The following is a 25,451-nucleotide window of genomic DNA, read 5'->3' as shown; positions in this document are numbered from 1 at the left end:
AAAACGACGAACGGCCCTTTGACCATTCGTCAGTTCGTTTATTTCATTTTTACAATCGTAACCCCGGCACCACCCCGGTCGGCGTGCTCGTCTTCCATTTTGCCGACCTGTTTATAACCGCGCAGATGATTTCGGATGAGCGTACGTAAAATTCCATCGCCTTTACCATGCACGATACGTAACTCCGGGTAACCCAGCATCAATGCATCGTCCACAAACCGGTCTACTTCACCCAACGCTTCTTCGCCCCGTTTGCCACGAATATCGAGGTTGAAGCTAAAATTCTGCATTTTCTCGTTCATGTCGACGCCCTGGCTCCGGGGGCGGTCGTCGCGAACATCGGTTGCTTCTTTGAATACTTTCCGGCTGACTTTTTCCAGCCGGTTCAGTTTGACGTTCGATTTCAAATCGCCGATGCGTACTTCGGCATCCTTACCGCGAATTGCCAGCACTTGCCCAATAGCAGCACTCTGCCCGCTGATGCGGACGTAGCTTCCCGGAGCAATAGCGCCGTTGTCGGCTTCAAACTCTTCCTCAACCGGAGTTGGTTTCTCCAGAGGGATTAGTTCCGGTAGAAGCTCTTTCTTGTCGAAGCGTTCCAGTTCCTGCCGCACTTGCCGGGTCGTGTCGCGGTCAGCTTTGTTTTCTTTGATTTCCCGAATCGTATTTTCAATCCGCTGGTTCGCTTCCTGCACCAACGCTTTAGCCTTTTGTTTAGCGTCGTTTAGGAGCTTCTTCTGCTCGTTGTCCAGCCGGGTTTTCAGCGCCGTGTATTCCGCTAGCTGCTGAGCGAGTTTACGCTGGTTGATACCGATTTCCAGGTTTTTCTCCGAGAAGACCCGCCGTTCAATATCCAGCTCTTTCAGCAACTTTTCGAAATTGACCTGCTGGCTACCTAGTTTGTCCTTCGCCCGATCGATAATTCCCTTGGGTAACCCAATTTTCTGAGCGATCTCAAAAGCAAACGAAGAACCCGGACGACCAATCTCAAGCTGGTACAGTGGTTCCAGATGCTCACCGTCAAACCGCATAGCTCCATTGATTAGCCCTGGCGTTTTGTCGGCAAAAACTTTCAGGTTGGTATAGTGCGTATTGATGACGCCGTAGGCCCCTGACTTGTTCAGGTCTTCCAGAATGGATTCGGCAATGGCCCCGCCCAGACCGGGTTCCGTTCCGGTACCAAACTCATCAATTAGAAACAGAGTCCTTTTGTTAGCACCAATCACGAACTGTTTCATGGCCGTTAGGTGCGAACTGTACGTACTCAAGTCATTCTCCAGCGACTGCTCGTCACCGATATCGATGAAGAGATTCTGAAAAATACCCATTTCGGAATAATCGGCCATAGGAACCAACAAGCCGCATTGCAGCATGTACTGAATCAGTCCGATCGTTTTGAGCGCTACTGACTTACCCCCGGCGTTGGGCCCAGAGATGATCAGAATCCGGGATTTGTCGTCCAGCCGAACACTTAATGGTACTACCGTCTTACTCTGCTTCTGAAACGATAGATGGAGCAGCGGATGCCGGGCCATCGTCCAGTCGACCAGCGGCCGTTCGTTCAGTTTGGGCATGACGGCATCAAGCTGAATGGCCAGTTTGGCTTTGGCCCGGATAAAGTCGATCTGAGCGAGAAAGTTGACAGCTTTACGGAGATCCTCCAGGTGCGGACGAATCTGATCTGTCAGCGTCAGCAGAATCCGGTAAATTTCTCGACGTTCTTCGTATTCCAGCTCCCGTATTTCGTTGTTCGAATCAAAAACTTCGGCGGGCTCCAGGAAAACTGTTTGCCCCGTCTGTGATTCGTCGTGAACAAAGCCTTTGATTTTACGCTTGTGTTCGGCCGCAATCGGGATGACCAGTCGGCCGCCACGAATGGTGAGGCTCAAGTCGTCGGGGATCCAGCCGTTCTGCCGCGCCTGTCGCAGAATGCTGTCCAGGCGTTTCCGCAGGTTAGCCTGCTCGCTGATGATACGCCGGCGAATACTGGCCAGCTCCGGCGAGGCCGAATCGCGAACATTTCCCCGGTCGTCAATAACGCGCTCAATGGCGTCGGCCAGCGTTTTGTTAACGGCAACGGGTCCGGCCAACTCACGCAGAAACGGAAACGTGTTGTCCTCTTCTCGTTTGGTCAGAAAGCGCAAACAATCCTGAATGGTTCTGAGCGCCAGCTTGATGTCAAAGAATTCCGCTTCGGTCAGCGCCATTCCTTCCATCCGCACCCGACTTAAGTGCGGACGGATATCAATATAGTTACTGCTGGGGAAGTCGGTTTCGTATTGAACAATCTGCTTGAACTCGGTTGTCTGCCGCAGCAGTTTATCAATCAGTTGTACGTTATCCGTAAAGCGAATTTTGCCGACGTAATCCTGCCCCAGCGAGCTGATGCAAGCTTCTTTTAGGTGTTCACGGATTATATCGAATCCTAGTTTGTTCTCTAAGGTAGTAGGGTACAGCATTTATCTGATAAAACGGCTTTCGTTAGCCGCTTTCTGTGTAACATTTCCTGGAGGGGGGAGGTTCGCTCGGACAAACAGATCTTATTTGGCCAGGATCTTTTCGTAGTCAATGCAACAAATTGGTGTTATTTTGAGTTTTTTTATAAGGAAAGTGTTAGTCATATGTCGTGAGTATTCCGATAAAGCACTGTGATGTGTCGTTGACTAATTCCTGAGTACTAACCCGAAAAGCTATGAAAAAGTACTTGATTGTTTACTATAACGGAGCATATCCTACGTTTGAGCGGGTTGAAACAATTAACGCCGTTCATGATTACGTAACCGACATTTATAAGAACAAGCCAGCTAACCCGGATAGTGTATTGGCTATTGTGGATTGTCGGAATGACCACACGCTTTACCACGGCGATGTGAAAACACTGGTTAAGAAATGGGAGCGGGCGAGTAACCCGTCGTTTGCGGCAAAAATGCCCTGGCAGTTCTCGTTACGCCCTCTGTTACATCTATTCAGGTTAATTTGACCGGCCTTTTCTACAAAAGCGAAGCACCCAACGGTCTACCGTTGGGTGCTTCGCTTTTACAAAGATGGTACGCTCTTGTTAGAACGCTGATGCTTTTATAGACAGTAGACCTGATCATTGATGCTCACGGCTACCGCTGTGTCCTGAGTGGCCATGACCACCTTTGTCATGTTTTTCAACGGAGCCGGTTTCATCATGCTCATCTTCGGGACTCTGTTTGCTCTTGTGTTTCCCGCGCGACGTATTTTGCTGTGAATTATCGGGAACGTTGGAGTTGAACTCCGATTTCTCTGTTTTGTCGGCCGTTTCCCGTACGGTTGGTTGTGGGGCTCCCTTGCTCATAACGTTGTTTTGTTGTTGTACCCGTAGATAACCCACCCGGTGACGGATTGTTCGGGTTAGTTACAGGCAGGGGGATTCGCTGTACCTTTGTAGGACGATGCATACCAATTACTATTTTCTGCGCCAGCTGGCACCGGCAATCGAGCGAGAATTATTATCCCAGGGGGAGAACGGCTTGCGGTTTATGGAATGCTTCAGCCAGGACCGTGATGAAGTTGTGCTGGTATTCGCGCAGGCCAAAGGACGGCTTAATTATTACAAACCGTTTTACATCAAGGCGACGCTGCGTCCCGATTTCTCCGGTCTCTTTTTCCCTGACACCGTGCAGCGGGCACGTACGAACAGCGCCGATTTGTTCACCGAACTTACTGATTGGAAACCAGAAGAAGCAACCAGCAGCGATGACCAGCCAACTGGCTTAGCCGTTACCGGGGTTCGCTCGTTTCTAAACGAACGATGTCTCGGAATTACGTTGCAGGAAGGGTATACGCTGGTATTCAAGTTCTTCGGTAATCGACCTAACCTATTAGTTTTTCAGGGCAATACGGTAAGCGAGCGCTTCAACCAGAACTTGCTCACTGATGAGCACCTGTTACTCGATCAGTTCGACCGACCACTGGATCAGTCTTACGAAGCCTATCAGCAGGCGGGATATGACCATCGAGTGTTGTTTCCAACGTTTGGTAAGCTGGTAAACGACTGGATGCGTAACCACGCGATTTCTGGACAAGACCAGTGGCCGGTTATTCAGGAGGTTCTTAAACAGCTTAACGAACCGACGTATTACCTCACCCGCCTGGATCATAAACCAACGTTGAGTCTGCTGCCCGTGGGCGAGATTCAGCAGGAGTTTAGTTATCCCGTCGAAGCGGCTAACCGATTCTACACCAACTATAACGGGCGTAGCACATTTGATCGCGAAAAATCAGAGTTGCTGCGGTTGCTGGAAAAACAACGTAAGCGGGCGGAAGCACTGATCGACGTAAACATGCAGCGACTGCTGTCACGGGAAGAGGGAGTAAGTCACGAAGAGATGGGGCATATCCTGATGGCCAACCTACATGACGTGGCTGAAACGCCCGGCGGACGCTCGCCTGAGCGCGTTACGTTGTACGACTTTTACCGCGATCAGCCGGTTACCCTCAAGTTGAAGCCTGATCTGAGTCCCCAACGTAACGCGGAAAACTTTTACCGAAAAGCTAAAAACGAGAAGCTGGAAGAGGAACACCTGACCAACCAGGTTGCGGCCCGCGAGCAGGAAATTATCCGGATCGATCAACATCTGGTGGCCGTACCAGCCCTGCAAACGTTAAAGGAATTACGACGTTACGTCAAGCAACAGGGGTTGTTGACGACGAACGGACTTGCGTTAGGGGATGACAGCAAAGGACCGCTGTTTAAGGAGGTTACGGTAGCCGGGTTTCGGGTGATGATCGGTCGGAATGCCCGTAACAACGACCTGCTGACCCAGAAGTTTTCCTACAAAGAGGACTTATGGCTGCACGCTCGCGACGTAACGGGCTCACACGTGCTGATCAAGCATCAGGCCGGAAAAACGTTTCCGAAAAATGTCATTGAACGAGCGGCTGAGCTGGCAGCTTGGTACTCCAAACGCCGGACCGACAGTCTGTGCCCGGTCATTGTGACCCCCAAGAAGTTTGTCCGAAAGCCCAAGGGGCTGGCTGAAGGGCAGGTGCTGGTTGAAAAAGAAAACGTCGTAATGGTTGTGCCGAAAGGAGAATGAAAAAGGGGTAGCCAGTTATTGGCTACCCCTTAAACTAATTCCTTTATTTTCTATTGATCCACGGCTATGTTCAGGTGAGCCAGAATCAACCGGTGCATTTCGTTCCAGGTGTTATTCCAGGAGTTTTCTTTCAGGAAAGCATCGATCGCCTGCCAGTCTTCGGGATGTTTACCGCTGAGAGCCAGCTCGACGGCTGCCGCAAATGATTCGGTTGAGTCGGCAATCTGAACGAATCCTTCTGTACCATAGGTACGTACGACGTCTTTGATTGGGGTAGAAACAACGGGTAAACCAGCGGCCAAATACTCCGGCGTCTTCGTTGGGCTGATAAAACGGGTTGATTCGTTCAGGGCAAACGGTAGAATGGCTACGTCCCAGTTGCTGAAGTAGGTAGGAAGTTCACTGTAATTCTTCATACCCAGGTAGTGTACATTCGGCCCCTTAGGCAGCAGTGCCCGGTTGATCTTCACGATCGGTCCTACCAGAATAAATTGCCAGTCTGGGTTGTTGGTAGCTAGTTCACTGACCAGCTTATAATCGAAACGCTCGTCAATAACCCCACTGAAACCAAGACGTGGCCGAGGCTTGTCCTGCTGATCGATCGGATCCGATTGCTCTTCTCGGGCAACGGCAAAATGGTCAAAGTCAATGCTGCTGGGGAATGCAAACACATGCGGATGCCGGTGTTGTTTGGCCTCATACAGACTATAGCCGCCTGTAAAGACTAAGTCAGCCCGATCAATCAACCGTTGTTCCTGGGTCAGCAGTTGGGGCGGAGCACCCAGGAAAGCCGACAGCTCATCCATGCAGTCATAAATGGTCATGCGTGGCGTCAGGTGATCGCTGAATTGCAGGGCCATTGGGGTATAGTACCAGCCGACAAAACTTTTTATATTCTTCTCGGCCAGAAAATTGTCGAGTAATTGCCGCTGCATCCGAATCGCGTCCTCGTGGGGAGTACCGTGCGGAATGTGGGGTACCAATACCGTTAGTTTATCCGTTTGCTGACACTCATTTAACCGGTATTCATTATCCCAGATAGGCTCTTCCAAAAACCAGACATGATAGTCAGACGTGGCTCGACTCAGCAGGTGCTGGGGACGTTGGTAAACGAAATTCCACCGCAAGTGGGAAAAGCAAATCAGATGTTTGGGATCACTTGTTGAAGAAGGCGTTGCCGTGGTTGATGAAGTCAGTCGCGTCTGATTATTGTTCGTTCCAATCGCTTCAGGCATCGAGTCTATACCTTTCATATATGTCAGTTAGGGAAGTTAGATAAAGTCCGTTCATTACTCGGACGGTATAAAGAGGCTAATTTACAACCCTAACGTTCTATAAAATGTTAAGTAAGCGGGAATAATATTTTGTGGTTCTACTGGCTTACATCATCGGTAAAAATACTCTGAACACGGCGCCCGCCCCTTCTTGACTAATAGCCGTGATGTAGCCACGGTGAATATCAACGACTTTACGACAAATGGCTAGCCCCATACCCGTACCGGAATAACGCATACGGCCGTGCAGGCGTTGAAAAATAGTGAAGATTCGGTCCAGGTATCGCTCGTCGAAACCGATTCCGTTGTCAATGACGTCGATAACAGCATACCGTCGACCCGTTTGGGAAATGTCGTCCGGCACCAGCGGTTTGGGGAGCTCGTTTACATCGGCTGGATGCCCTTGTATCTGGATTTGAACGGGATTGCCGGGCGGCTGAAACTTAAGGGCGTTGCTCAGTAAATTTTGAAAAAGCTGTCGCAACAGCGTCGTATCACCCCAGACCGGCGGGAGCGTATCAATCGTGCAGGTTATGGCCGGTTCATCCAAAATGCCAAGATCATCAGCGACGCTGCCGAGAAGGTGATTTAAGTCGATGAGACTAAACGTGTCGACTTTACCAGCCAGCCGGGCGTAGGTAAGTAAATCCTGTACCAACGAGCGCATCCGGGTTGCTGATTTCTGCATCCGACGGACCAGGTCTGCGGCCGACTCGCTCATGTTATCAAGATGCTGATCGGTTAATACGTCGCCGAACGAAACAATCTTGCGGAGGGGCTCCTGTAAATCGTGGCTGGCTACGTAGGCAAATTGCTCCAGATTCTGATTTGACTGATGAAGTTCGTTGATCGTCGTCCGTAGCTGCTGACTGACCTGTCGAGCTGGAGTTACGTCCTGCAACGTAGCTACAAACCCGTCGTTTAGCTTCGTAAGCGTAATATCAAGCCATCGGCCTAATGTCGGCACGAATTCTTCTTTTCGAATAGAGTTTCCCGTATCGATCATCTGCCGTAATCGATTCAGACGCACTGGGGTAATAGGGTATATTTCCGATAGCGTAATACCCGTGAAAAAGCCCTCGGCCTGTTCGGTAAGCTCCTCGAAGTGGTTGTTCGTGAGCGAAACCTGAAAATCAGTAATGACTTGCCGATCGTTGCGTACAGCCTCGAAAACGGCAATGGCGTTAGGCGACGAATCGAGCACGCCGTTCAATAGCGCCGTCTGGCGGGCCAGCCGACGAGCGATGTGGTGCAGGTCGCTGGTTTCAGAGTAGGAGAGTAATAAACCATCCTGACCAAAAGGAGCCGCCGACTGCATGAACCAGGCATCGTGCTGATCGAGAACATGCTGTTGCTCAATTCGCTGCGCTACCCCGGTGCTGATGGCCGTCAGGTAGGTTTGCCAGAGGGGAGTCGAACGAATATCGGGGAAGAAGTCGGTCAACAGTCGACCAACAACGTCCTGAATCTGCATGGGTTGCCCAAGGAACGTATCGCGCAGGGCAATCTGATTCAGAAAACGGTATCGAAAATTAACAATAGGGTTGTCGGGCAGCTTAGTGTCCCGAACAGCTGTCATACCGACCAGCCCGTTGGGCGAGTGAGCCATAATCTGCTCCCAGATGAGCACCAATTCGTCGCTCGGAATCGTTTCGGAAGTGTGGGCGGAGGGTGGTCCTGTCGTATTGGTTAACGGCAAAAAGGCAGGTTGATTCATGAACGATCACGGTAATGCTGACGTACCGCGTGGTGGGTGTACACTGTTACAACTTCAACAGGTACAGTATTCGTATAAAGAAGTCATTAAAAATAACGAATATTTGATACCGCTTAATAAAGAATGGGGGTAGGTGCAGGAGGGCACTGTGACAAAACGATAACATTCATCTAGCCCGTAAAACTTAGCGAGCCAGTTAGTATTGATTTGTCGCTTTCTTGCCTTCGTTAAGTTCGAAAAGGTAACCGTCTGGATCTGAAAAATAAAGTTGTACAACCCCGTCGAAACGAACCTGCCGGTGATACGGAATCTGTTTCGCTTTCAGGAAAGCCTCCGACTGACCGATATTTTCGACGAAGAGAGCGTAATGGCTGCCGTTGCGATCGTGGACAATCTGCTCTGTTCGCCCGTTGAGCAAGTGAATCATCTGACCGTCGCCAATGTCAAACCAGGCGCGGGTCGCTTTCATATTATCGGGTACGGGGACTGGCTTCAACCCCAGCACATCGCGGTAAAAGGCGGCACTGGCAGGGATATCCTTGACGTGTATGGCGAGGTGATTGTGCCGGATGATCCCTAGATTGTTTGGGCCGGGTGTTGCTTCTCCGGGGACCGATGCGCCTGGTGCCGCCTGACCTGGCATAGTCGCGCTGGGAGCACCAGAAGCTGACTTAGCCTGATTGGCTTGGCCGAATGCCGAATAACCACCCTGGCTCAGAGCCGCTGCTATCAAGACCGACGTAATGAACTGTTTCATAGCCAGCAAAGGCACTAGGGGATTAAAACTACCCGGCTTTGCTGACCCGCTGTTGTTTCGATCGACAGGACGTAACGACCGGCGGATAATCCACGGAGGTTCAACTGGCGCGAATGATCACCCGGTCCCAGCTGTGGTTCGGTCAGGCTGCGAACGCGTTGCCCCAGCAGATTAATAAGTCCCAGTGAAAGTGGGCCGGTCGAGGGGGTGCTAAAGTCAACGCCGAGCAGTTCACTAGCTGGATTTGGGTAAACGTTAAGCGTTGTTGCTACCGGTTCAATGGCTGTCACTACGGATGGGGCTTCGGTGCCTTTCAATAGCCAATTATTGGGATCAACTGTTACGCTCGTCGCGGTTCCTTTGCTAGGCACCGTAAAGGTCTGATCGGTCCGGTCATTGAAGACCGTTACGGTAGTATCACCCCCACTAGCTTTTATAGTTAATTGAACGGGCATGGTGAACGAAGACGGGCTGCTGGCTGTGGTGTTGCGCTGCACCAAACGGACGGATGCTTGATTGGTCTGGGGGGCTCCTGTGATACTGACCTGGTACGTTGGATAGCCCGCTCCGTAAATCCACTGCTGGAAGAAGTACCCTAATTTCTTGCCGGATACCTGCTCAGCAATCCCCTGGAAGTCTTCCGTAATGGCTGTCTGGTACGCGAATTTCGAGGCCGAATAGGTACGTAACGTATTGATGAATGTACTATCACCGACAATACCCCGCAACATATGAAGGACAGCTGCTCCCTTGGCGTAGCTACGACTGCTGTTAAAAATGCTGTTGAATGAACTGATGTCCTGAACGTAGATACTTCCCTGCGCATTTTTTGCTCGGGTCATAAACCAGTCCATATAAGCCCGGTACCCCGAACGACCATCCGTAGATTCAGCATAGAGGGCCTCGGCATACGAGGCAAAGCCCTCGTTCAGCCAGATGTTCTCCCAGTTGCGGCAGGTGATTTTGTCGCCAAACCACTGGTGCGCCAGTTCGTGCGCAATCACAGAAGGCGTGAAAGCCGCTTTTTCCATCGAGCTGATCGTCTGGTGTTCCATGCCGCCATTTCCTGCCCCAAACTGCGCGTGGCCATATTTCTCTGCTGAAAAGGGATAGGTGCCAAATTGGTTCGAGAATAATTGCATCATCTTCGGCGTAAGATCCAGGTTTGCTTTCACCGACGCCAGATCCTCCGGATAGACGTAATGGGTAACGGGGACAACCCAGTTGCCGGATGTGAAGGGCGTATCGTAGCGAGTGTAGTTCGACGACGCAATGGAAATCAGGTAATGCGCAATGGTGTGTCGGTTACGCCAGTAGTAGGTTTTCGTTTTGTCTGGATTATCGGTAATGCTGGCTAACGTACCATTCGACACGGAAACGAACGTAGCCGGGGCCGTGATGCGCACATCGGATGAGTCGACTTTTTCGGCGGGGGTATCTTTGCAGGGAAACCAGTCGGGCGCACCATAGGGCTCACTGAGCGTCCAGATAACCGGGTCACTCGTGTTTTCGTGCTTGCCGAAAACAAAGCTGCCGGACTTGCTGATGGGAATGCCCTGGTAATAGACTACTACTCGGATTGTCTGACCGCTGGCGAGTGCCGTAGCCGGTTTTATTGTCAGTTTGTTACCGGCGAACTGGTAGCTAAGTTTCTGGTTGCCCGACTTAACCGAATCGACTCGTAATCCTTCGCCCGAGGTAGCCGTGGTGGAGTTAAGATCCAATGAGAAGGAGGCCAGATTAGGCGTTAAGCTTTTAAGGGAAACCGTGGCGGCCGCCCGCAGGTAATTTGGGGTGTGGGTTAGTTTAAGGTCAAGACCGTAGTAAAGAATGTCAATATTGGCGTCGCCGGGGTAGGCTAGCCGAGCGTTGGCCAGACTACCTAACTGTCCAAAAGAGCGTACTTTCCCATGTTGGCAAAACCAGCTGCCATCGGCCGGTAGTTCCTGGCTTACACCAAGCAGGGGGAGCAGGAAGAAAAGACAAAAAAGTAAACGTATTAACATGGGAAACTAGTTACGGGAACACTATAGAAAATGGACGAATATTCAATACTGAAGTCACTCTACTGTTGTAATGCTGGGGTAGGACTATTAGCTTCGGCCTGTTTCTTTAAAACTTCCAGTTTCTTCTGCTCTGCTTCAGGAAGCTGAAGCTGCCAGTTCATTGAGTTCGCTAGTTGATAGATCATGTACTGAATCTGGTTGTTCGCAATCTTTGGTAGATCGCTCTGCATGGCTCGTTCGTTCATGACCTGCTTGGCTTCTTCCAGAATCTGCGTATAATCAGCACCACTAAAGTGATTCAGCAACCCCGCTTGAATATCGTAAAATTTATAATCAGTATCGATCGAAAGGACCTCAGGTTCCGGGAACGCATCAATAACAAGCGTCCGCTTATCAGTATCCGACAGACTAAACCGAACTTTCGCAAAATCAAAGCCAACCAGGACTTTTGATCGGGCAATAATCATCGCTTTCTTCGGATCGTTGAATAGATACAGAATCTTTTTCTGATCCTGGTAATTGTATATTTCCGAGAAATAACCCTCGGCCATCACCACCTTAAATACCTTTTCAATCCGTTCCAGCAAAAGCGTTGATTCGTAGCGGGTGCTGGCTGACTGCGCACGCGAACGTAGAGCATTTGCCAGCGTAATGCCCGCTCCCCCGCCTACAAGTAACAAAAGGATAATAGTCAGGAAGTCCATAAAGTGCATGAGATCCACAACGTAACGTCCACCGGATGTGCATTGTTATTAACCAAAAAAAGGGGCTATCAAAGCCCCTTTTTTTGGTTACATACCGATTATTTCGCGTAGGCCACGGCCCGCATTTCGCGGATAACCGTCACTTTGATCTGGCCGGGGTACTGCATCTCTTTCTCGATCTTTTGTGAAATTTCGTAAGAAAGTATACCTGCCCGCTCGTCGGACACGTGATCGGCGTCAACCATAATCCGCAATTCGCGACCGGCCTGAATGGCGTAACATTTGGTCACACCGGGGAAGTTGCCGGCCAGCTCTTCCAGTTCTTTTAGACGTTTGATATACGACTCCATCATTTCCCGACGGGCACCCGGCCGTGAGCCGGAGATGGCATCACACACCTGCACGAGGGGCGAAATCATGCTGGTCATCTCAATTTCGTCGTGGTGAGCGCCAATGGCGTTGATCACCTCGGGGTTCTCCTTGTATTTCTTCGCCAGCTCCATACCCAGAATGGCGTGGGGTAGCTCAGCCTCTTCGGGCCATACTTTACCAATGTCGTGGAGCAGACCAGCGCGTTTCGCCAGCTTGGCGTTCAGACCCAGTTCAGCCGCCATTGTCGCGCAGAGTTTGGCCACTTCGCGGGAGTGCTGGAGCAGGTTCTGGCCGTAACTGGATCGGAAACGCATCCGGCCAACCATCTTGATCAGCTCAGGATGCAGGCCGTGGATACCCAGATCAATGACGGTACGTTCGCCGATTTCGACGATTTCGTCCTCAATGTTCTTGCGGGTTTTAGCGACGATCTCCTCAATACGGGCGGGGTGAATCCGTCCGTCCTGTACGAGTCGGTGCAGCGACAGCCGGGCAATTTCCCGCCGAACCGGATCAAAGCCAGAAATGATGATGGCTTCAGGCGTATCGTCAACAATAATTTCAACACCCGTAGCAGCTTCCAGCGCCCGGATATTCCGACCTTCACGGCCAATGACTTTGCCTTTTACGTCGTCGGATTCGATGTTGAATACCGACACGCAGTTTTCAATAGCGTGCTCGGCTGCGGTGCGCTGAATGGTCTCAATAACAACCTTCTTAGCCTCCTTGGTCGCCGTCAGTTTCGCTTCCTCGACGATATTTTTGATGTAGGACGATGCCCGTGTTTCGGCTTCTGCCTTCAGCGTATCAATCAGTTGTTCCCGTGCCTGATCGGCCGAGAGTCCGGCGATTTTTTCCAGTTGAGTAACCTGGTCGGCCAGCATTCGGTCGGCTTCCTGCTGGCGCCGATCAACGTCTTCCCGGCGTTTATTCAGCGCGTCAACCTGCTGAGCCAGGCTGTTTTTCTGCTGACCCAGTTCGTTACGCTGTTGGTTGAGTTCGTGTTCGCGGCTTTTCTGCTGATCGGCCTGCTGATTCAGTTGCTGTTCGCGTTGCTTCAGTTTATTCTCGTTCTGCTGGAGAATATTCCGTTTCTGATTCGTCGTTTCTTCAAATTCTGCCTTTAGCTTCAGGTATTTTTCCTTTGCTTCCAGCATGCGGTCTTTCTTAATCGTTTCGGCCTGTAATTCAGCGTTTTTCAGAATAGAAGCCGCTTTTTCCTGTGCTTCTTGCTCGTGACGGGCGCGAACGCCGGCCATTGATTGACGACCAATAAATATGCCAATGCCGCCCCCAAGCAGGGCCGCCAGAATCGTTAACCAAATAGGGATGTCCATCGGACTATATCGTTAGGGTTGAACAAATAAATCAACCTGCCGCGATACAAGCGCACCACACGCCAACCCAGAGTATGACTGGTTTACTGCGTCGTCAGCATCGGATTACACCGAACCCGTGCTAGCTGTCTTCTCTACCTGAGATAGTTTGTCAAATATTGCCTGTCTAAAGCCCTGAATCTGCCGGTCACCCCGTAATTTGGTGATCAGACAGGAAAAAGCAATCTGCGCCAACGCTTCCTGAGCGTCGCCGATTTTTGCTTTCTGGAGTTTATGGTACTCTTCCTGAATCAACTTGGCCGCTTCGCGCACGATAGCTTCCGACTCTGCTTCAACGAAGAGCTTATAGGGCCGGTCGGCGATTTTTACGTGGATTGGTAATTCTTCCATCGTGACGATTTGCTTCCGTGAGGTGCTGTACCTCAGCGTTAGATTACATTTATGACAAACTACTCATGTGAGCAATACACCGTTCCAGTTCCCGGATATACTCATCGAGTTGTCGTTTTAATTCGGCATTTGTATCTGTCCCGGACAGATTGTCTTTCACAAGTTTACCAAAATCTTTCGATTTTAGTGCATTTTTTTCTGATTGCGGTTGCTTTTTCTGCAACCGTTTAATAGTTGTCTCCTGGGCCTGGTTATATTTTTCCAGGCTTTGGTTATGCTTTTCCAGCGCTGCTTTTTCGTCCTTTAGTCGCTTGATCTGTTGCTGAGCGGCATCATAGTCTGTTTTCATCGAATCGATTTTTCGCTCGAGCGCTTCGATTAACGCAAAAATTTGATGCTCACTTGCCACTGTTTAATGGGGTTGAGGATGAAAAAAAAGCCTGGTGGACAGCAAAACTACTTCCGGATTAGCGCACCCAGTTCCCGCTCGAACGCATCCTGCAATCGCTGCATCGTTTTCTGGATGGCCGCGTCGGTTAACGTTTGAGTAGGGTCCTGTAACATGAAACTTACTGAGTACGATTTCTTATCAGCACCCAGGTTTTCTCCTTCGTAAACATCAAACACGTTAACCGATCGCAGGAGTTTCCGTTCGGCCTGGTGAGCCAGTTGGCTAATGCGATCGAACGTAACGCCCTTATCGATAACGAGCGACAGATCCCGACGTACTTCGGGGAAACGTGGCACCTCCTGATAGCGGGGTTTGGCGCTTGTCAGACTTAATAACGCCTGCCAGTCGAAATCCGCATAGAAGACTGACTGCTTCAGGTCAACTAGTTTTGTGAGCTTAGGGTTAACCAATCCGAGGCTGACAACCGGTTTTTTGTTGACGATGTACGTTAGACCGTACTGAAATAGGGCTGAGTCGGCGGGCTGCGTATCGTATTGCTTAACCCGGAATAGATTCAGTACGCGCTGAACGGCAGTCGCCAAGTCGTGGTACACTACCGGCTGGTCTTTGTGGAGCCAGCTTTCGGCTTCCTCGTTGCCCGTCAAAGCCAGACTAAGCCGCTGTTTCTCGACGTACTTTGTCCCGTTCTCGTTGGTCGTCTTGGAATATACTTTACCAAATTCAAACGTTTTCAGGTCTTTCTGCCGCCGGTTGATGTTGTGCAACAGCGTCTCCAGGGTTGAAAACAACAGCGTTTGCCGCATTACCGACAGTTCTTCGCTGAGCGGGTTCAATAACGGGACATCGGCGTTTGGCAGGGCCGATCGGATCGCATCGTTGTAAGCCGGGCGGGTGAGTGAGTTGGTCAGAATTTCGTAGAAGCCATTGGCCGCCAGCAACTGACCGACCCGGCTTTGCCACTGGTTGGGGTCCGTTTTCGGAAACTGCGATAACGAATCGGCCGCGAGGGTTGTCGACAGTGGTACGCTATCCAGTCCGTAGATACGCAAAATCTCCTCGATCACGTCGGCTTCGCGCGTTACGTCCACTCGGTAGGGCGGAACGACGGCGATAAAATCAGTGGCTTCGTCAGCTACGCTGGTATCTACTTCGATATCGAGCGCGTTCAGAATCCGGGTGATTTCATTTCGGTCGATCGGGATACCAATCAGACGATCAATGTTTTTGTAGCGCATTGGTACCCGGAACGGCTCAATCGGTGCCGGATACAAGTCGGTAATTTCTGACGTAATCGTGGCCGAGCCGTTGCTCGCTACTTCCTGAATCAGCAACGCAGCCCGCTTGAGAGCGTAGATCGTGATATTCGGGTCAATACCCCGTTCAAAGCGGAATGACGCATCGGTTTTCAGCCCATGATGCTGTGCAGTTTTTCGAACGGATGTGGGCGAGAAGTAAGCTGACTCCAGAAAAATACGGGTCGTTGTGTCGCTAACCCCCGACGATTTACCCCCAAAGACACCGGCGATACACATGGCCGACTCGGCCGGTGACTCCGCGCCATTACAGATCATCAGGTCCGTCGCCGTCAGCTTCCGTTCTATGCCATCGAGTGTAACAAACGGGGTGCCTTCGGGGAGGGGCTTCACGATGACTTGATTGCCAATCACTTTATCGGCGTCAAATGCGTGCAGTGGCTGACCCAGATCGTGGCAAACAAAATTTGTTACGTCCACGATGTTATTGATTGGGTTGACACCAATCGCGAGCAGTCGCTGCTTCAGCCATTCCGGCGATTCACCGACGGTAAGTCCGCTAATTGTCAGGCCAGCGTAACGGGGGCAGTCTTCCTGGGCCTCAACGCGAACGTCGAACGTCAGATCCTGATTGTCGACCGAGAAGGCTTCGACTGAAGGCATTCGTAGGGGCCGGTTCAGGGCAGCTTTCAGATCACGAGCTACGCCAAAGTGCGAAGCCGCGTCGATCCGGTTCGGAGTCAGACCAATGGCAATCTGGTAATCGGCCTCCAGATTGAAGTACTTAGCTGCTGGAGTACCGTTTGGTAAATCCGTGTCCAGCACCATGATGCCGGCATGGGATTCGCCCAGACCGATTTCATCCTCAGCGCAGATCATCCCTTCGGAGGCTGCTCCACGAATTTTGGCTTTCTTGATTTGAAACGACTCACCCGAGGAAGGATGCAACGTCGCGCTAACCAGAGCGACAACCACTCGTTGCCCGGCGGCTACGTTAGGAGCACCACAAACAATATGCAGGGGCGTATCAGTACCAACGTCAACTGTCGTTAGATTCAACTTATCGGCATCCGGGTGTTTGGCGCAGGTAAGTACCTCGCCCAGTACGACACCGTCAAGTCCACCAGGAATAACGTCTACTTTTTCAACCCCCTCAACCTCCAGACCCGTAGCGGTGAGCCGCTTGCCCGTTTCTTCGGGAGATTCGGGTAAATCAATGAACTCTTGTAACCATTTATAGGAAATTTCCATACAGCGGCAAAGCAAATAAATGCCGCAAAGGTAAGGAGAAGGGAGGAAAGGAAAGGAGGAAGATGTGGCTGAATTAAATTTTCTGTAAGCTAATCTGCGGCCAGAAGGAGTGTGGCCCTATGACATTGATACAATAAGCTGTGATGAAAGGTACGTACGTTAATCGTGTGCTACGTATTGTTCCCCTGCTTCAACGGCAATAGGCAGGTTGTTTTCCTTCGGGGGAAGTGGGCAGGCGAAGTTGGGATTGTAGGCACAATAGGGATTGTAGGCCGCATTGAAATCCAATACAGCGCGATTCTCCTTTATGAGTTTGGGATCGAGTTCCAGATAACGCCCCCCGCCGTAGGTAGTTTTGCCCGATGTGGCATCACGAAACAAAATAGAATACGTATCTTTTAGCTTGACAATCAGGAGTCGGCAGGCTTCGCCATTCAGACTAAAAACGGCATGAGCATACTTCTCGTAAACTTCCTCGCTGCCGTCGGTTAGCGTAACAACCAGCTTTTGGGTTTTATCCGCAAAAGGTTCTAAACGGGCTACCACTCGGTACGCTGGATCGGGGGAGAAGTAACGAAGACCGGAAAACGATGTCTTATCGGTAAGTGGGGATTCAGTACTGGTACGAAAGAAATCATTCTTCTTTGTACGCGACTTGCTAACCTGCTGACGGTAAGCCCCAGGATCAATGGTAGCGAAACTATCATCGGCATCACTGCTAAGAAAAAAATAAGCCAGTGCCGCCATAACCAGAAGGATGAATCCTGCCAGAAAGGTCTTGTTCGTAAGCATTTAGCAAAAAAAAGGTACAGAAGTGGATTAAACTATTACATCCGAAAAAAAGGAATCATATACAGGAGAACTCGTAAGTAGTTTTCTGCATAATATATGTGCATACAATAGTTTAAGGTACTATCTTGTGGCACTGATTAAAAAGGCGTTAAAGAGGTGTGGTTTTTTAGTTTACTAGAACATATACTCAGGTGCAGCAACAAACTATAGACGTTACGGAATGGCTAAATTGTACAACTTAAAAACATTTTCCTCAGAAACCGGCGATCTAACCGTTTTCGAAAACATTATACCCGGCCCAATTCAGCGTGTTTTTTACATCTATAACGCTGGCGAGCGTTCGCGGGCTGGCCATCGCCATTACCTGGCCTGGAATGCATTGATCTGTCTGAATGGCAGCTGTCGGGTATACAACAACAACGGTGAAAAAGAAGAATACATATACCTTTCTGATCCTCGTCAGTGCCTGGTGCTGAAGCCCGAAGACTGGCACACGATGGATCAGTTCTCAGAAGATGCCATCCTACTCGTAGTCTCCAATCAGCTTTATGACAAAGATGACTACATCTATGAGCCGTACCCAAATCAGGTTATGGTCGACTCCGAATGATCCCTTTTCTTGACCTGAAGCGGCTTAATCAACCCTTCGAAGCGGCTATTACTGAAGCTGTACAGCGTGTTGTAACGACTGGCTGGTACATTTTGGGGCAGGAAGTGGATACGTTTGAACGAGAGTTTGCAGCCTATTGTGGTACGCGTCATTGTATTGGTGTTGGTAATGGACTCGATGCGCTGACGCTTGTGCTGAAAGCCTGGGAATTCCCGGCAGGCAGTGAAGTGATCGTTCCGGGCAACGCGTATATTGCCTCCGTTCTCAGTGTCACCTTGGCTGGGCTGACACCTGTATTTGTTGAGCCTGATCCGCAGACGTATCTTCTTGATCCATTCCTGATAGAATTGGCTATTACGTCCCGCACGAAAGCAATTCTGCCGGTTCATCTCTACGGCCGTTGCTGCGACATGACTCCTATCAATGATCTAGCCCGAACGTATAAACTGTCCGTACTGGAGGATGCCGCTCAGGCGCATGGAGCCTTCTACCAGACGAACCGGGCGGGTGACCTTGGTCACGCAGCTGGCTGGAGCTTTTATCCCAGCAAAAATTTGGGCGCTTTGGGCGATGCGGGGGCCATTACGACAAACGATGGTGAGCTGGCCGAACGGTTACGCGCGTTACGTAACTACGGATCTGCTACGAAATACGTGAACGATTATATTGGTCACAATAGTCGTCTGGATGAAATACAGGCGGCCGTTCTGTCAGTCAAACTCTCTTTTCTCGACGCAGGGAATGCGCGACGCCGACAACTCGCGCAGCGGTATCTGACCGAAATTGCCCATCCGGATATCAGTCTGCCACCTGCGGATCAATTGGATCAGGATGTCTGGCATTTATTTGTTGTTCGTTGCCAGCGCCGTGATGCATTTCGGGCGTATCTGCACGAGAAAGGGATTGGTACGGACGTTCATTACCCAACGCCCCCGCATCAGCAACGAGCGTACGCAGCTTCATTTTCTCCCTTGTCGCTGCCCATTACAGAGCAACTTCACCGCGAAGTGGTTAGCTTGCCCTTAAATCCAACCCTGACCGATACTGAAGCGGACTACATTATCAGTTGCATTAACGCATGGACATAAGTATCGTTATTCCGGTTTATAATAGCGAAAGCACGATTGGTCCGCTGGTCGAACGACTGCAAACCTGTCTAACAGGTCTGCCATTCGATGTTATTCTGGTCAACGACGGTAGCGTTGACCGCTCGGAATCCGTGTGTCGGCAGGTTGCTGCGACTTACAAAAACGTCCAGTTTATTTCCCTTCGCCGGAATTTTGGTGAGTTTAACGCGGTGTTATGCGGGCTTAATCATGCCAAAGGGCAATACGTTGTTATTATCGATGATGATTTTCAGAATCCACCCGAATCGATTCTGACCCTGGTCGAAACCGCAGAGACGGGTGGATACGATGTGGTTTACAGCCGATACGAACAAAAACAGCACCATTGGTTCCGAAATCTGGGGAGCTGGCTCGTTAATCGGCTCACAACGTACTCGCTGGGTAAACCCAAAGAACTGTATCTCTCCAGCTTCAAACTAATTCGCCGGGAAGTGGTAAACGAAATCATTCGATACCGGGGGCCGTATCCCTACATCGACGGGCTTATTTTTCGAGTAACCCGGCACGTCGGGAGCGTAATCGTGCCCCACAATACTCGTCAGGAAGGTCGCTCAAACTATACGGCACGAAAGCTCATTGCGCTGTTTCTGAACGTCTTTATTGGTTATTCACTCTGGCCAATTCGAATTTTTACGGCCATCGGAGCTGGGCTATTCTTAATGAGTAGTCTAATAGGATTAGGTTTGCTGGCTGGAACGATAAGCCAATTAATTAACGTACCGGGCTGGGGTTTAATCCTCTGGGCGATTAGCCTGGCTACGGGGCTATTGCTACTCTGCCTGGGCGTTTTAGGGGAGTACCTCGGTAAATTATTTATGGCCTATAGCGGTCTGCCACCTTACGTAGAAAAGCGAGCGTGGCCAGAAACTGTAAGCCAGAAGGTGTCTCAATCGTCGCTGATGCTCGCCTTGTTTTTATTGAACTACTTGCCAGATTCGCTATGATTGGCCGTTCGGAAGAATACGAAAAAATGTTCCAGCTGGAAGGGGAACTCTGGTGGTATCGTAGTCTGCACGAGCGGGTAGCGGAGACTTTACAGAACCACTTCGGCAACCGGCGGGATATAACTATTCTGGATGTAGGCTGTGGGACGGGGGGGCTGATGGCGTTTCTGCGAGAGCGGGGCTATACGAATCTACGGGGTATGGATGGGTCGACGGATGCTGTAGCTGCCTGCCGCGATCGGGGGCTGACTGTTTCGCTGGTTGATCTGAACGAGCTGCGTGAGGTCGACGACCAGTTTGACGCTGTCGTTTGCAACGATGTGTTCTGTTATTTCCTGGGGGATCGCCTGCCAGCGCTGATGCAAAAGCTGGCGAATCGGTTGTGTCCAACGGGGGTTTTGATCAGCAATAACAACGCGTTCAACGTATTTAAAGGGCAGCATGACCTAGCCGTGGGAGCCGCCCGGCGGTTTGTGGTGGCTGACTTTCAGCATGTGTTGCCCAAAGTAGGTTTGCGAATCGATCAAAGTACGTACTGGAGCTTTTTGCTATCGCCAATCATCCTCTTGATGCGCCAGTGGCAGAACCTGGAATTACGGTTAGGCTGGCAGTCGCCCGAATCGGCCAAGTCCGACGTATATTTGCCCAGCTCCTGGCTGAACGAGACGCTTTACCGGGTTGTTCATACAGAACAGAAGTTACTTTCCTACGCGCCGTTCGGCAGTTCGCTATTCGTTGTGTTTCGGCCCGTTTCGGGTTAGTTGTCAAGGAATGCCTCGTAGTGGAAGCGCGCTATTTTAATTGACTAAAAGTATGTTTACGGGTATTGTAGAAACAACGGGCGTCGTTGCTGACATCGAACAGGAGGGGACAAACCTGACGTTTCGGATTGAGTCGACGATGACTCCCGAACTGAAAATAGATCAGAGTGTCAGCCATAATGGTGTTTGCCTGACCGTAACGAGCCTGGATGATAAAAGCTACACGGTAACGGCCGTTGATGAGACGCTGAAGAAAACCAATCTGGGTTTGTTACGTATCGGCGACCAGGTTAACCTGGAACGGTGCATGCCTGCAACGGGCCGGTTCGACGGCCACATTGTACAGGGGCATGTTGATCAAACGGGCATTTGTACGAACATCGAAGACCTGAACGGGAGCTGGCTTTTTGATTTTCAATACGACCCGGTTCCGGAGGGGATGGATGAGAAAGATCGGAATATTACGGTCGAAAAAGGATCCATTTGTATCAATGGTGTGAGTCTGACCGTTTTCAACTCGCGCGATGACAGCTTCCGGGTAACCATTATTCCGTATACCTACGAGCATACCAGCTTTAGTCAACTCAAAGTAGGCGATATGGTCAATCTGGAGTTTGACGTTGTGGGTAAGTACATCAAAAAAATGCTGGCCGGGTATCGGTAGGCGTCCTCGATTCTACTAATTTTGACCACAACCGGTCAGGTAGAACCGGTTAGCCGGAGCTGACTGACAAGAGAACTATGTCCATCAGACAAAACCTGTTTTCAATTATCGATTCGAATGGCTAAAATCAGCACCCGATCCTTTGCTGACCTGCTGATTCACCTGGGCCTTATCCTGGCGTTGCTGGCTGCTTTATTCTTGGCGTTCTTCTTCGTGTATCTGCCGTTTACGACGAATCACGGGCAAACTATCACGGTGCCGGACGTAACGAAACTGAGTCTCGACGAGATGCAGAACATTCTGAACGATCGTGATCTGCGCTACGAAGTAAGTGACTGCACATTTGTGGCCGGCGCCCTGCCGCTGACGATCGTGCAGCAGTACCCCCGCGCCAATATGAAAGTAAAGGAGGGACGCAAAATATACGTAACGATTACCAAACGGGTAGCCCCCATGGTGTCGATGCCGAAACTAACCGATCTGACCGATCGGAGTGCCGAACTAAATCTGCGCTCGCTGGGGCTGGAGATCGGGGAGCGTATTTATGTGCCTGACGTAGCCAAGAATTCCGTACTGCGGCAGCTGTACAACGGAAAGGAAATTATTCCGGGAACACCGGTGCCGAAGGGAGCGAAGATCGATCTGGAAGTAGGCGATGGCCTGGGAAATACGATGTTTGCGGTTCCTGACGTTGTAGGTAAGCCACTGGACGAAGCGAAGCTGACGATTCGGGGGTCAAGCCTGAAAGTTGGCACGATTATTCCTGTTGATGACCCCGAAAAGGAGGTTGGTACGGTGGTACGGCAACGGCCCGAAGCCCGTGCTGGCGAACGAATCCGCGTTGGTGAAACGATGGATTTGTGGGTCGTGGGACCGGTCGAGCCGAACTAATACCACCGCTTCCGGCACCAATAGTACATGGGAATAACGTTACGTAATCAATTTTTGGGGCCTGTTATCCGCCTGATCTGGGTGGCGCTGTTTGTACTGGGCATTCTAAGCACCGGGCAAGCCCAAACTCCCTTGACCCTGCCATTTTTCGACGATTTCTCAACGGCATCTGGTCGACCGGGTATTGATAAACCAGATACCCGTCTGTGGCAGGCGGGGAGCGGTGTGTACATCAATAATACGATGGCCATTAACCACCCCACCATAGGCGTTGCCTCGTTTGATGGATTGCGGGCCGATGGATTACCGTACGTGTTCAATAACCAGTTTGCCCAAGGGTACACGGATACCTTGGCGTCGCAGGCTATTAATCTTGGCAGCCTGACAGCGGCCGATTCGGTCTACCTAAGTTTTTACTGGCAGATGCGTGGACTCGGCGAAACACCGGATCTGGGCGATTCATTGACGGTACAATTCCGTAACCAGGCTGGCAACTGGCAAACAGTCTGGCGCCTGGAAGGAGGACGACCAACCAATAATTTCACGCAGGTATTTATTCCGATCCGGTCGGCCGCTTATCTGCACGGTCAGTTTGCCTTTCGATTTCGGGCCTACGGTCGGTCGTCGGGCCCGTTCGATACGTGGAATATAGATTATGTGTACCTGAACCGGGGCCGTACGCTTAACGACCGCTTTGTGCGGGACGTGGCGGTGCGCCAACCCTTGAGCCCGTTGCTGAAGCGGTATTCTGCCATGCCGCTGGGACAATATCTGGTTAACCCAGCCGCCGAAACTGCCGACTCCGTAACGACAGATATCAACAACTTATTCAATAACTTTAACTTCACGACGTACCGATTTACGATTCGGGATGAAATCTCGGGCGCTACCGTGCAAGATGTTTCAGAAACGAATTCAGTGCTGATCGGCGCCCTTAGTTCGCAGCGGAAAAGTACCCGCCCTACACCGGCCACCGGACTGGGATCCGCTACGCAGGCCCGGTTGCGGTATAAATTCGACCTGCTCACCACCGATGACCAGAACCCGTCGATTCCGGGTGTTAATCTGCGACAGAACGATACGTTATCGGGTGTTGCCAACCTGAGCGATTATTACGCTTATGATGACGGTAGCTGGGAATATGGTCTTCAGATAGGACCGGGTGAACGCTGGGCTGTTCGGTTCGTGACGAATAAAGCTGACGTCATCTCCGGGGTGCGCGCCTGTCTGGTGCCTTTCCGGACCAATCAGACGGGACAATCATTCGTGTTCAGCGTGTACAATAACCGTGCTGGACGTCCTAACACGGTCGTCTATCAGCAGTCGTTCACAGTTGGCTACCCACCGTACCGGAATGCCTTTACTGATTTCAAATTCAACCGAAATGTATCTGTACAGGACACCTTCTACATTGGTTATCAGCAGGTGAGCGTGAGTGATACAACCCTGTTACGTTTAGGCTTCGATAAAAATAGCCCATTCGGGCGTCAGATTTTTTATAATGGTGGCAACACCTGGGAGCAGAATTTGCAAAACAGTAATGCGACAACGTTGAATTTTCAGGGTGCTTTCATGCTCCGGCCCGTGATGGGTGGTCGGCCAGATACGGTCGTAACCGCCCTGCCCGAAGCGGAAATATTGGCTCCGTTACGCGTTTATCCAAATCCAACTACGGGGTTGATTCGCTGGGAGACAGATAAGTTAAAACAGATTGATATCATCAGGCCAACGGGACAGATCCTGCGGACGGTCGAACCAAGTCGCGGTCAGCAGACGTTAGACCTGGGTTACCTACCCGATGGTCTTTATCTGCTTCGGCTAACCGACGATCGACGCGCGGTGACGCAAAAAGTAATCATTCAGCACTAACGCTGGCTAATCGAATTAAACAACTCAAGTCATGGACATTACTGTACAGGAGCTGAAAGAGCGGCTCGACAAAGGCGAAAAACTGAATCTGATCGATGTGCGGGAGCCGAACGAATACGAAGCGGATAATATTGGAGCAACGCTAATGCCGCTGGGCGATTTACCGCATCGTATTGACGAACTTGATGGCTTGCAGGATGAAGAGGTTATCGTGCATTGCCGTTCGGGAGCACGCAGTGCCCGTGCGCAGCAGTATCTCGAGGAAAACGGCTTTAACAATGTCCGCAACGTAACGGGCGGCATGCTGGCCTACCGCGCCCAGTAACTCGAATGTAGGTGACAGCGGACTAATGCTGGTATGGCAGTCCGCTGTCTGCCAGAATAGCTTCGTCCGCCTGGGGACTGTACCACTGGAAATCTGCCTGATTCCGAAACCAGGTCAGTTGTCGCTTCGCGTACCGGCGCGAATTCCGTTTTAGAAGCCGTACCATTTCCTGGTAATCATATACGCCGTCCAGATACGGAAAAACTTCCTGGTAGCCAACCGTTTGCAGGGAGGAGAGTTCCCAGTAGGCATTGAGTGAGCGCACTTCTTCGACCAGGCCGTTAGCCAGCATAGCGTCCATTCGGGAATCAATCCGGGCGTATAGTTCGTCGCGGGAACGTTCCAGGGCAATAAGTTGAGAGCGAAAAGGCCGTTCTACCGCCTGCTGACGCCTAAACGACGAATAAGGTTGTCCAGTCGACAGGCACACTTCGAGGGCACGTGTCACCCGGACGGGATTCTGTAAGTCCGCCGTCGCGCTGTAAACGGGGTCAAGTTGCCGTAATTCCTGTTGTAATACGTCCAGCCCATCGGTGTGCAAACGCTGAAAAAGCTGTTCGCGTAGGGTGGGGTTAACGACAGGCATGTCGTCCAGCCCAAAACAGACTGACTGGATGTATAGGCCGGTTCCCCCGGATAAAATTACAACGTCTTTGTCGCGGAATAACTGTTCCAGCAAGGACATGCATTCCCGCTCATAACGCCCTGCATTGACCGGGTCGGTGATCGAGTGTGAATCAATGAAATAATGAGGAACACCATCCATTTCAGCTAACGATGGCTTAGCGGTACCAATGGTGAGTTCGCGGTAGAGCTGTCGCGAGTCGGCTGAGACAACGACCGTACTTAATCGCTTGGCTAACCGAACGCATAAATCCGTTTTACCAACTGCAGTGGGACCGGCAACAACAAGTAACGTTTTCAATTTG

At 50.9% G+C, this 25,451-nt stretch carries 23 protein-coding genes; 10 read left to right on the top strand and 13 right to left on the bottom strand.

The window, feature by feature from the left end; translation table 11 throughout:
• Positions 1-38: 38 nt before the first annotated feature.
• On the bottom strand, positions 39-2,459 hold the full coding sequence (locus tag ACYVAD_RS07680; protein WP_461138898.1) for an endonuclease MutS2: 2,421 nt from the start codon (positions 2,457-2,459) through the stop codon (positions 39-41).
• Between the two features lie 233 nt (positions 2,460-2,692).
• Between ACYVAD_RS07680 and ACYVAD_RS07675 the strand changes: the two genes are divergently transcribed.
• A complete protein-coding gene (locus ACYVAD_RS07675) occupies positions 2,693-2,980 on the top strand; it encodes a hypothetical protein (protein WP_461138897.1) in 288 nt (95 codons plus the stop codon).
• Between the two features lie 114 nt (positions 2,981-3,094).
• Here the strand turns inward: ACYVAD_RS07675 and ACYVAD_RS07670 are convergent, their stop codons facing one another.
• Positions 3,095-3,322, bottom strand: a complete 228-nt coding sequence (locus tag ACYVAD_RS07670) for a hypothetical protein (protein WP_461138896.1) — start codon at positions 3,320-3,322, stop codon at positions 3,095-3,097.
• 97 nt (positions 3,323-3,419) lie between these two features.
• Here ACYVAD_RS07670 and ACYVAD_RS07665 point away from each other — a divergent pair, with 97 nt between their 5' ends.
• The gene (locus ACYVAD_RS07665) at positions 3,420-5,066 is read left to right on the top strand and encodes an NFACT RNA binding domain-containing protein (RefSeq protein ID WP_461138895.1); all 1,647 of its coding nucleotides are present in this window, start codon (positions 3,420-3,422) and stop codon (positions 5,064-5,066) included.
• A gap of 50 nt (positions 5,067-5,116) precedes the next feature.
• On the opposite strand, the gene ACYVAD_RS07660 is transcribed toward ACYVAD_RS07665, so the two are convergent.
• The 10 genes from ACYVAD_RS07660 to ACYVAD_RS07615 form a co-directional block, all read right to left on the bottom strand.
• A complete protein-coding gene (locus ACYVAD_RS07660; RefSeq protein ID WP_461138894.1) occupies positions 5,117-6,319 on the bottom strand; it encodes a glycosyltransferase family 1 protein in 1,203 nt (400 codons plus the stop codon).
• Between the two features lie 127 nt (positions 6,320-6,446).
• A complete protein-coding gene (locus tag ACYVAD_RS07655; protein ID WP_461138893.1) occupies positions 6,447-8,057 on the bottom strand; it encodes a sensor histidine kinase in 1,611 nt (536 codons plus the stop codon).
• Positions 8,058-8,253: 196 nt separating this feature from the next.
• Positions 8,254-8,814 carry a VOC family protein gene (locus ACYVAD_RS07650; RefSeq protein ID WP_461138892.1) on the bottom strand — a complete coding sequence of 187 codons (561 nt, stop codon included), beginning with the start codon at positions 8,812-8,814 and terminating at the stop codon, positions 8,254-8,256.
• A 14-nt stretch (positions 8,815-8,828) separates the two neighbouring features.
• Entirely contained in the window at positions 8,829-10,820 is a 1,992-nt protein-coding gene (locus ACYVAD_RS07645) for a M1 family aminopeptidase (RefSeq protein ID WP_461138891.1), read from the bottom strand.
• Positions 10,821-10,879: 59 nt separating this feature from the next.
• Positions 10,880-11,524, bottom strand: coding sequence for a DUF4230 domain-containing protein (locus ACYVAD_RS07640; RefSeq protein WP_461138890.1), 645 nt, complete (start codon positions 11,522-11,524; stop codon positions 10,880-10,882).
• A gap of 98 nt (positions 11,525-11,622) precedes the next feature.
• The gene (gene rny, locus ACYVAD_RS07635; RefSeq protein ID WP_461138889.1) at positions 11,623-13,233 is read right to left on the bottom strand and encodes a ribonuclease Y; all 1,611 of its coding nucleotides are present in this window, start codon (positions 13,231-13,233) and stop codon (positions 11,623-11,625) included.
• A 105-nt stretch (positions 13,234-13,338) separates the two neighbouring features.
• Entirely contained in the window at positions 13,339-13,623 is a 285-nt protein-coding gene (locus tag ACYVAD_RS07630; protein ID WP_461138888.1) for a cell division protein ZapA, read from the bottom strand.
• Positions 13,624-13,672: 49 nt separating this feature from the next.
• A complete protein-coding gene (locus tag ACYVAD_RS07625; protein ID WP_461138887.1) occupies positions 13,673-13,972 on the bottom strand; it encodes a hypothetical protein in 300 nt (99 codons plus the stop codon).
• 107 nt (positions 13,973-14,079) lie between these two features.
• Entirely contained in the window at positions 14,080-16,539 is a 2,460-nt protein-coding gene (gene pheT / locus ACYVAD_RS07620; RefSeq protein ID WP_461138886.1) for a phenylalanine--tRNA ligase subunit beta, read from the bottom strand.
• A gap of 159 nt (positions 16,540-16,698) precedes the next feature.
• Entirely contained in the window at positions 16,699-17,331 is a 633-nt protein-coding gene (locus ACYVAD_RS07615; RefSeq protein WP_461138885.1) for a DUF1684 domain-containing protein, read from the bottom strand.
• A 220-nt stretch (positions 17,332-17,551) separates the two neighbouring features.
• Here ACYVAD_RS07615 and ACYVAD_RS07610 point away from each other — a divergent pair, with 220 nt between their 5' ends.
• From ACYVAD_RS07610 to ACYVAD_RS07575, 8 genes are all read left to right on the top strand, one after another.
• A complete protein-coding gene (locus ACYVAD_RS07610) occupies positions 17,552-17,941 on the top strand; it encodes a sugar 3,4-ketoisomerase (protein WP_461138884.1) in 390 nt (129 codons plus the stop codon).
• The gene (locus ACYVAD_RS07605) at positions 17,938-19,029 is read left to right on the top strand and encodes a DegT/DnrJ/EryC1/StrS family aminotransferase (protein WP_461138883.1); all 1,092 of its coding nucleotides are present in this window, start codon (positions 17,938-17,940) and stop codon (positions 19,027-19,029) included. Before ACYVAD_RS07610 ends, ACYVAD_RS07605 begins: the two co-directional genes overlap by 4 nt.
• Entirely contained in the window at positions 19,020-20,012 is a 993-nt protein-coding gene (locus ACYVAD_RS07600) for a glycosyltransferase family 2 protein (RefSeq protein WP_461138882.1), read from the top strand. The genes ACYVAD_RS07605 and ACYVAD_RS07600 overlap by 10 nt, the downstream gene beginning before the upstream one ends.
• Positions 20,009-20,773, top strand: coding sequence for a class I SAM-dependent DNA methyltransferase (locus tag ACYVAD_RS07595; protein ID WP_461138881.1), 765 nt, complete (start codon positions 20,009-20,011; stop codon positions 20,771-20,773). The genes ACYVAD_RS07600 and ACYVAD_RS07595 overlap by 4 nt, the downstream gene beginning before the upstream one ends.
• Positions 20,774-20,825: 52 nt before the next feature.
• Entirely contained in the window at positions 20,826-21,437 is a 612-nt protein-coding gene (locus ACYVAD_RS07590) for a riboflavin synthase (RefSeq protein WP_461138880.1), read from the top strand.
• A 117-nt stretch (positions 21,438-21,554) separates the two neighbouring features.
• Entirely contained in the window at positions 21,555-22,328 is a 774-nt protein-coding gene (locus ACYVAD_RS07585) for a PASTA domain-containing protein (protein WP_461138879.1), read from the top strand.
• Positions 22,329-22,355: 27 nt separating this feature from the next.
• On the top strand, positions 22,356-24,197 hold the full coding sequence (locus tag ACYVAD_RS07580) for a T9SS type A sorting domain-containing protein (protein ID WP_461138878.1): 1,842 nt from the start codon (positions 22,356-22,358) through the stop codon (positions 24,195-24,197).
• A gap of 31 nt (positions 24,198-24,228) precedes the next feature.
• Positions 24,229-24,522 carry a rhodanese-like domain-containing protein gene (locus ACYVAD_RS07575; RefSeq protein ID WP_461138877.1) on the top strand — a complete coding sequence of 98 codons (294 nt, stop codon included), beginning with the start codon at positions 24,229-24,231 and terminating at the stop codon, positions 24,520-24,522.
• 22 nt (positions 24,523-24,544) lie between these two features.
• Here ACYVAD_RS07575 and miaA read toward each other — a convergent pair whose 3' ends face one another.
• Positions 24,545-25,447 (bottom strand): tRNA (adenosine(37)-N6)-dimethylallyltransferase MiaA, encoded by a 903-nt coding sequence (gene miaA / locus ACYVAD_RS07570; protein WP_461138876.1) that lies wholly within the window; start codon positions 25,445-25,447, stop codon positions 24,545-24,547.
• Positions 25,448-25,451 lie beyond the last annotated feature (4 nt).

It is taken from the genome of Spirosoma pomorum (genome assembly GCF_054776615.1).
This window is presented reverse-complemented; position numbering and strand designations above follow the sequence as displayed.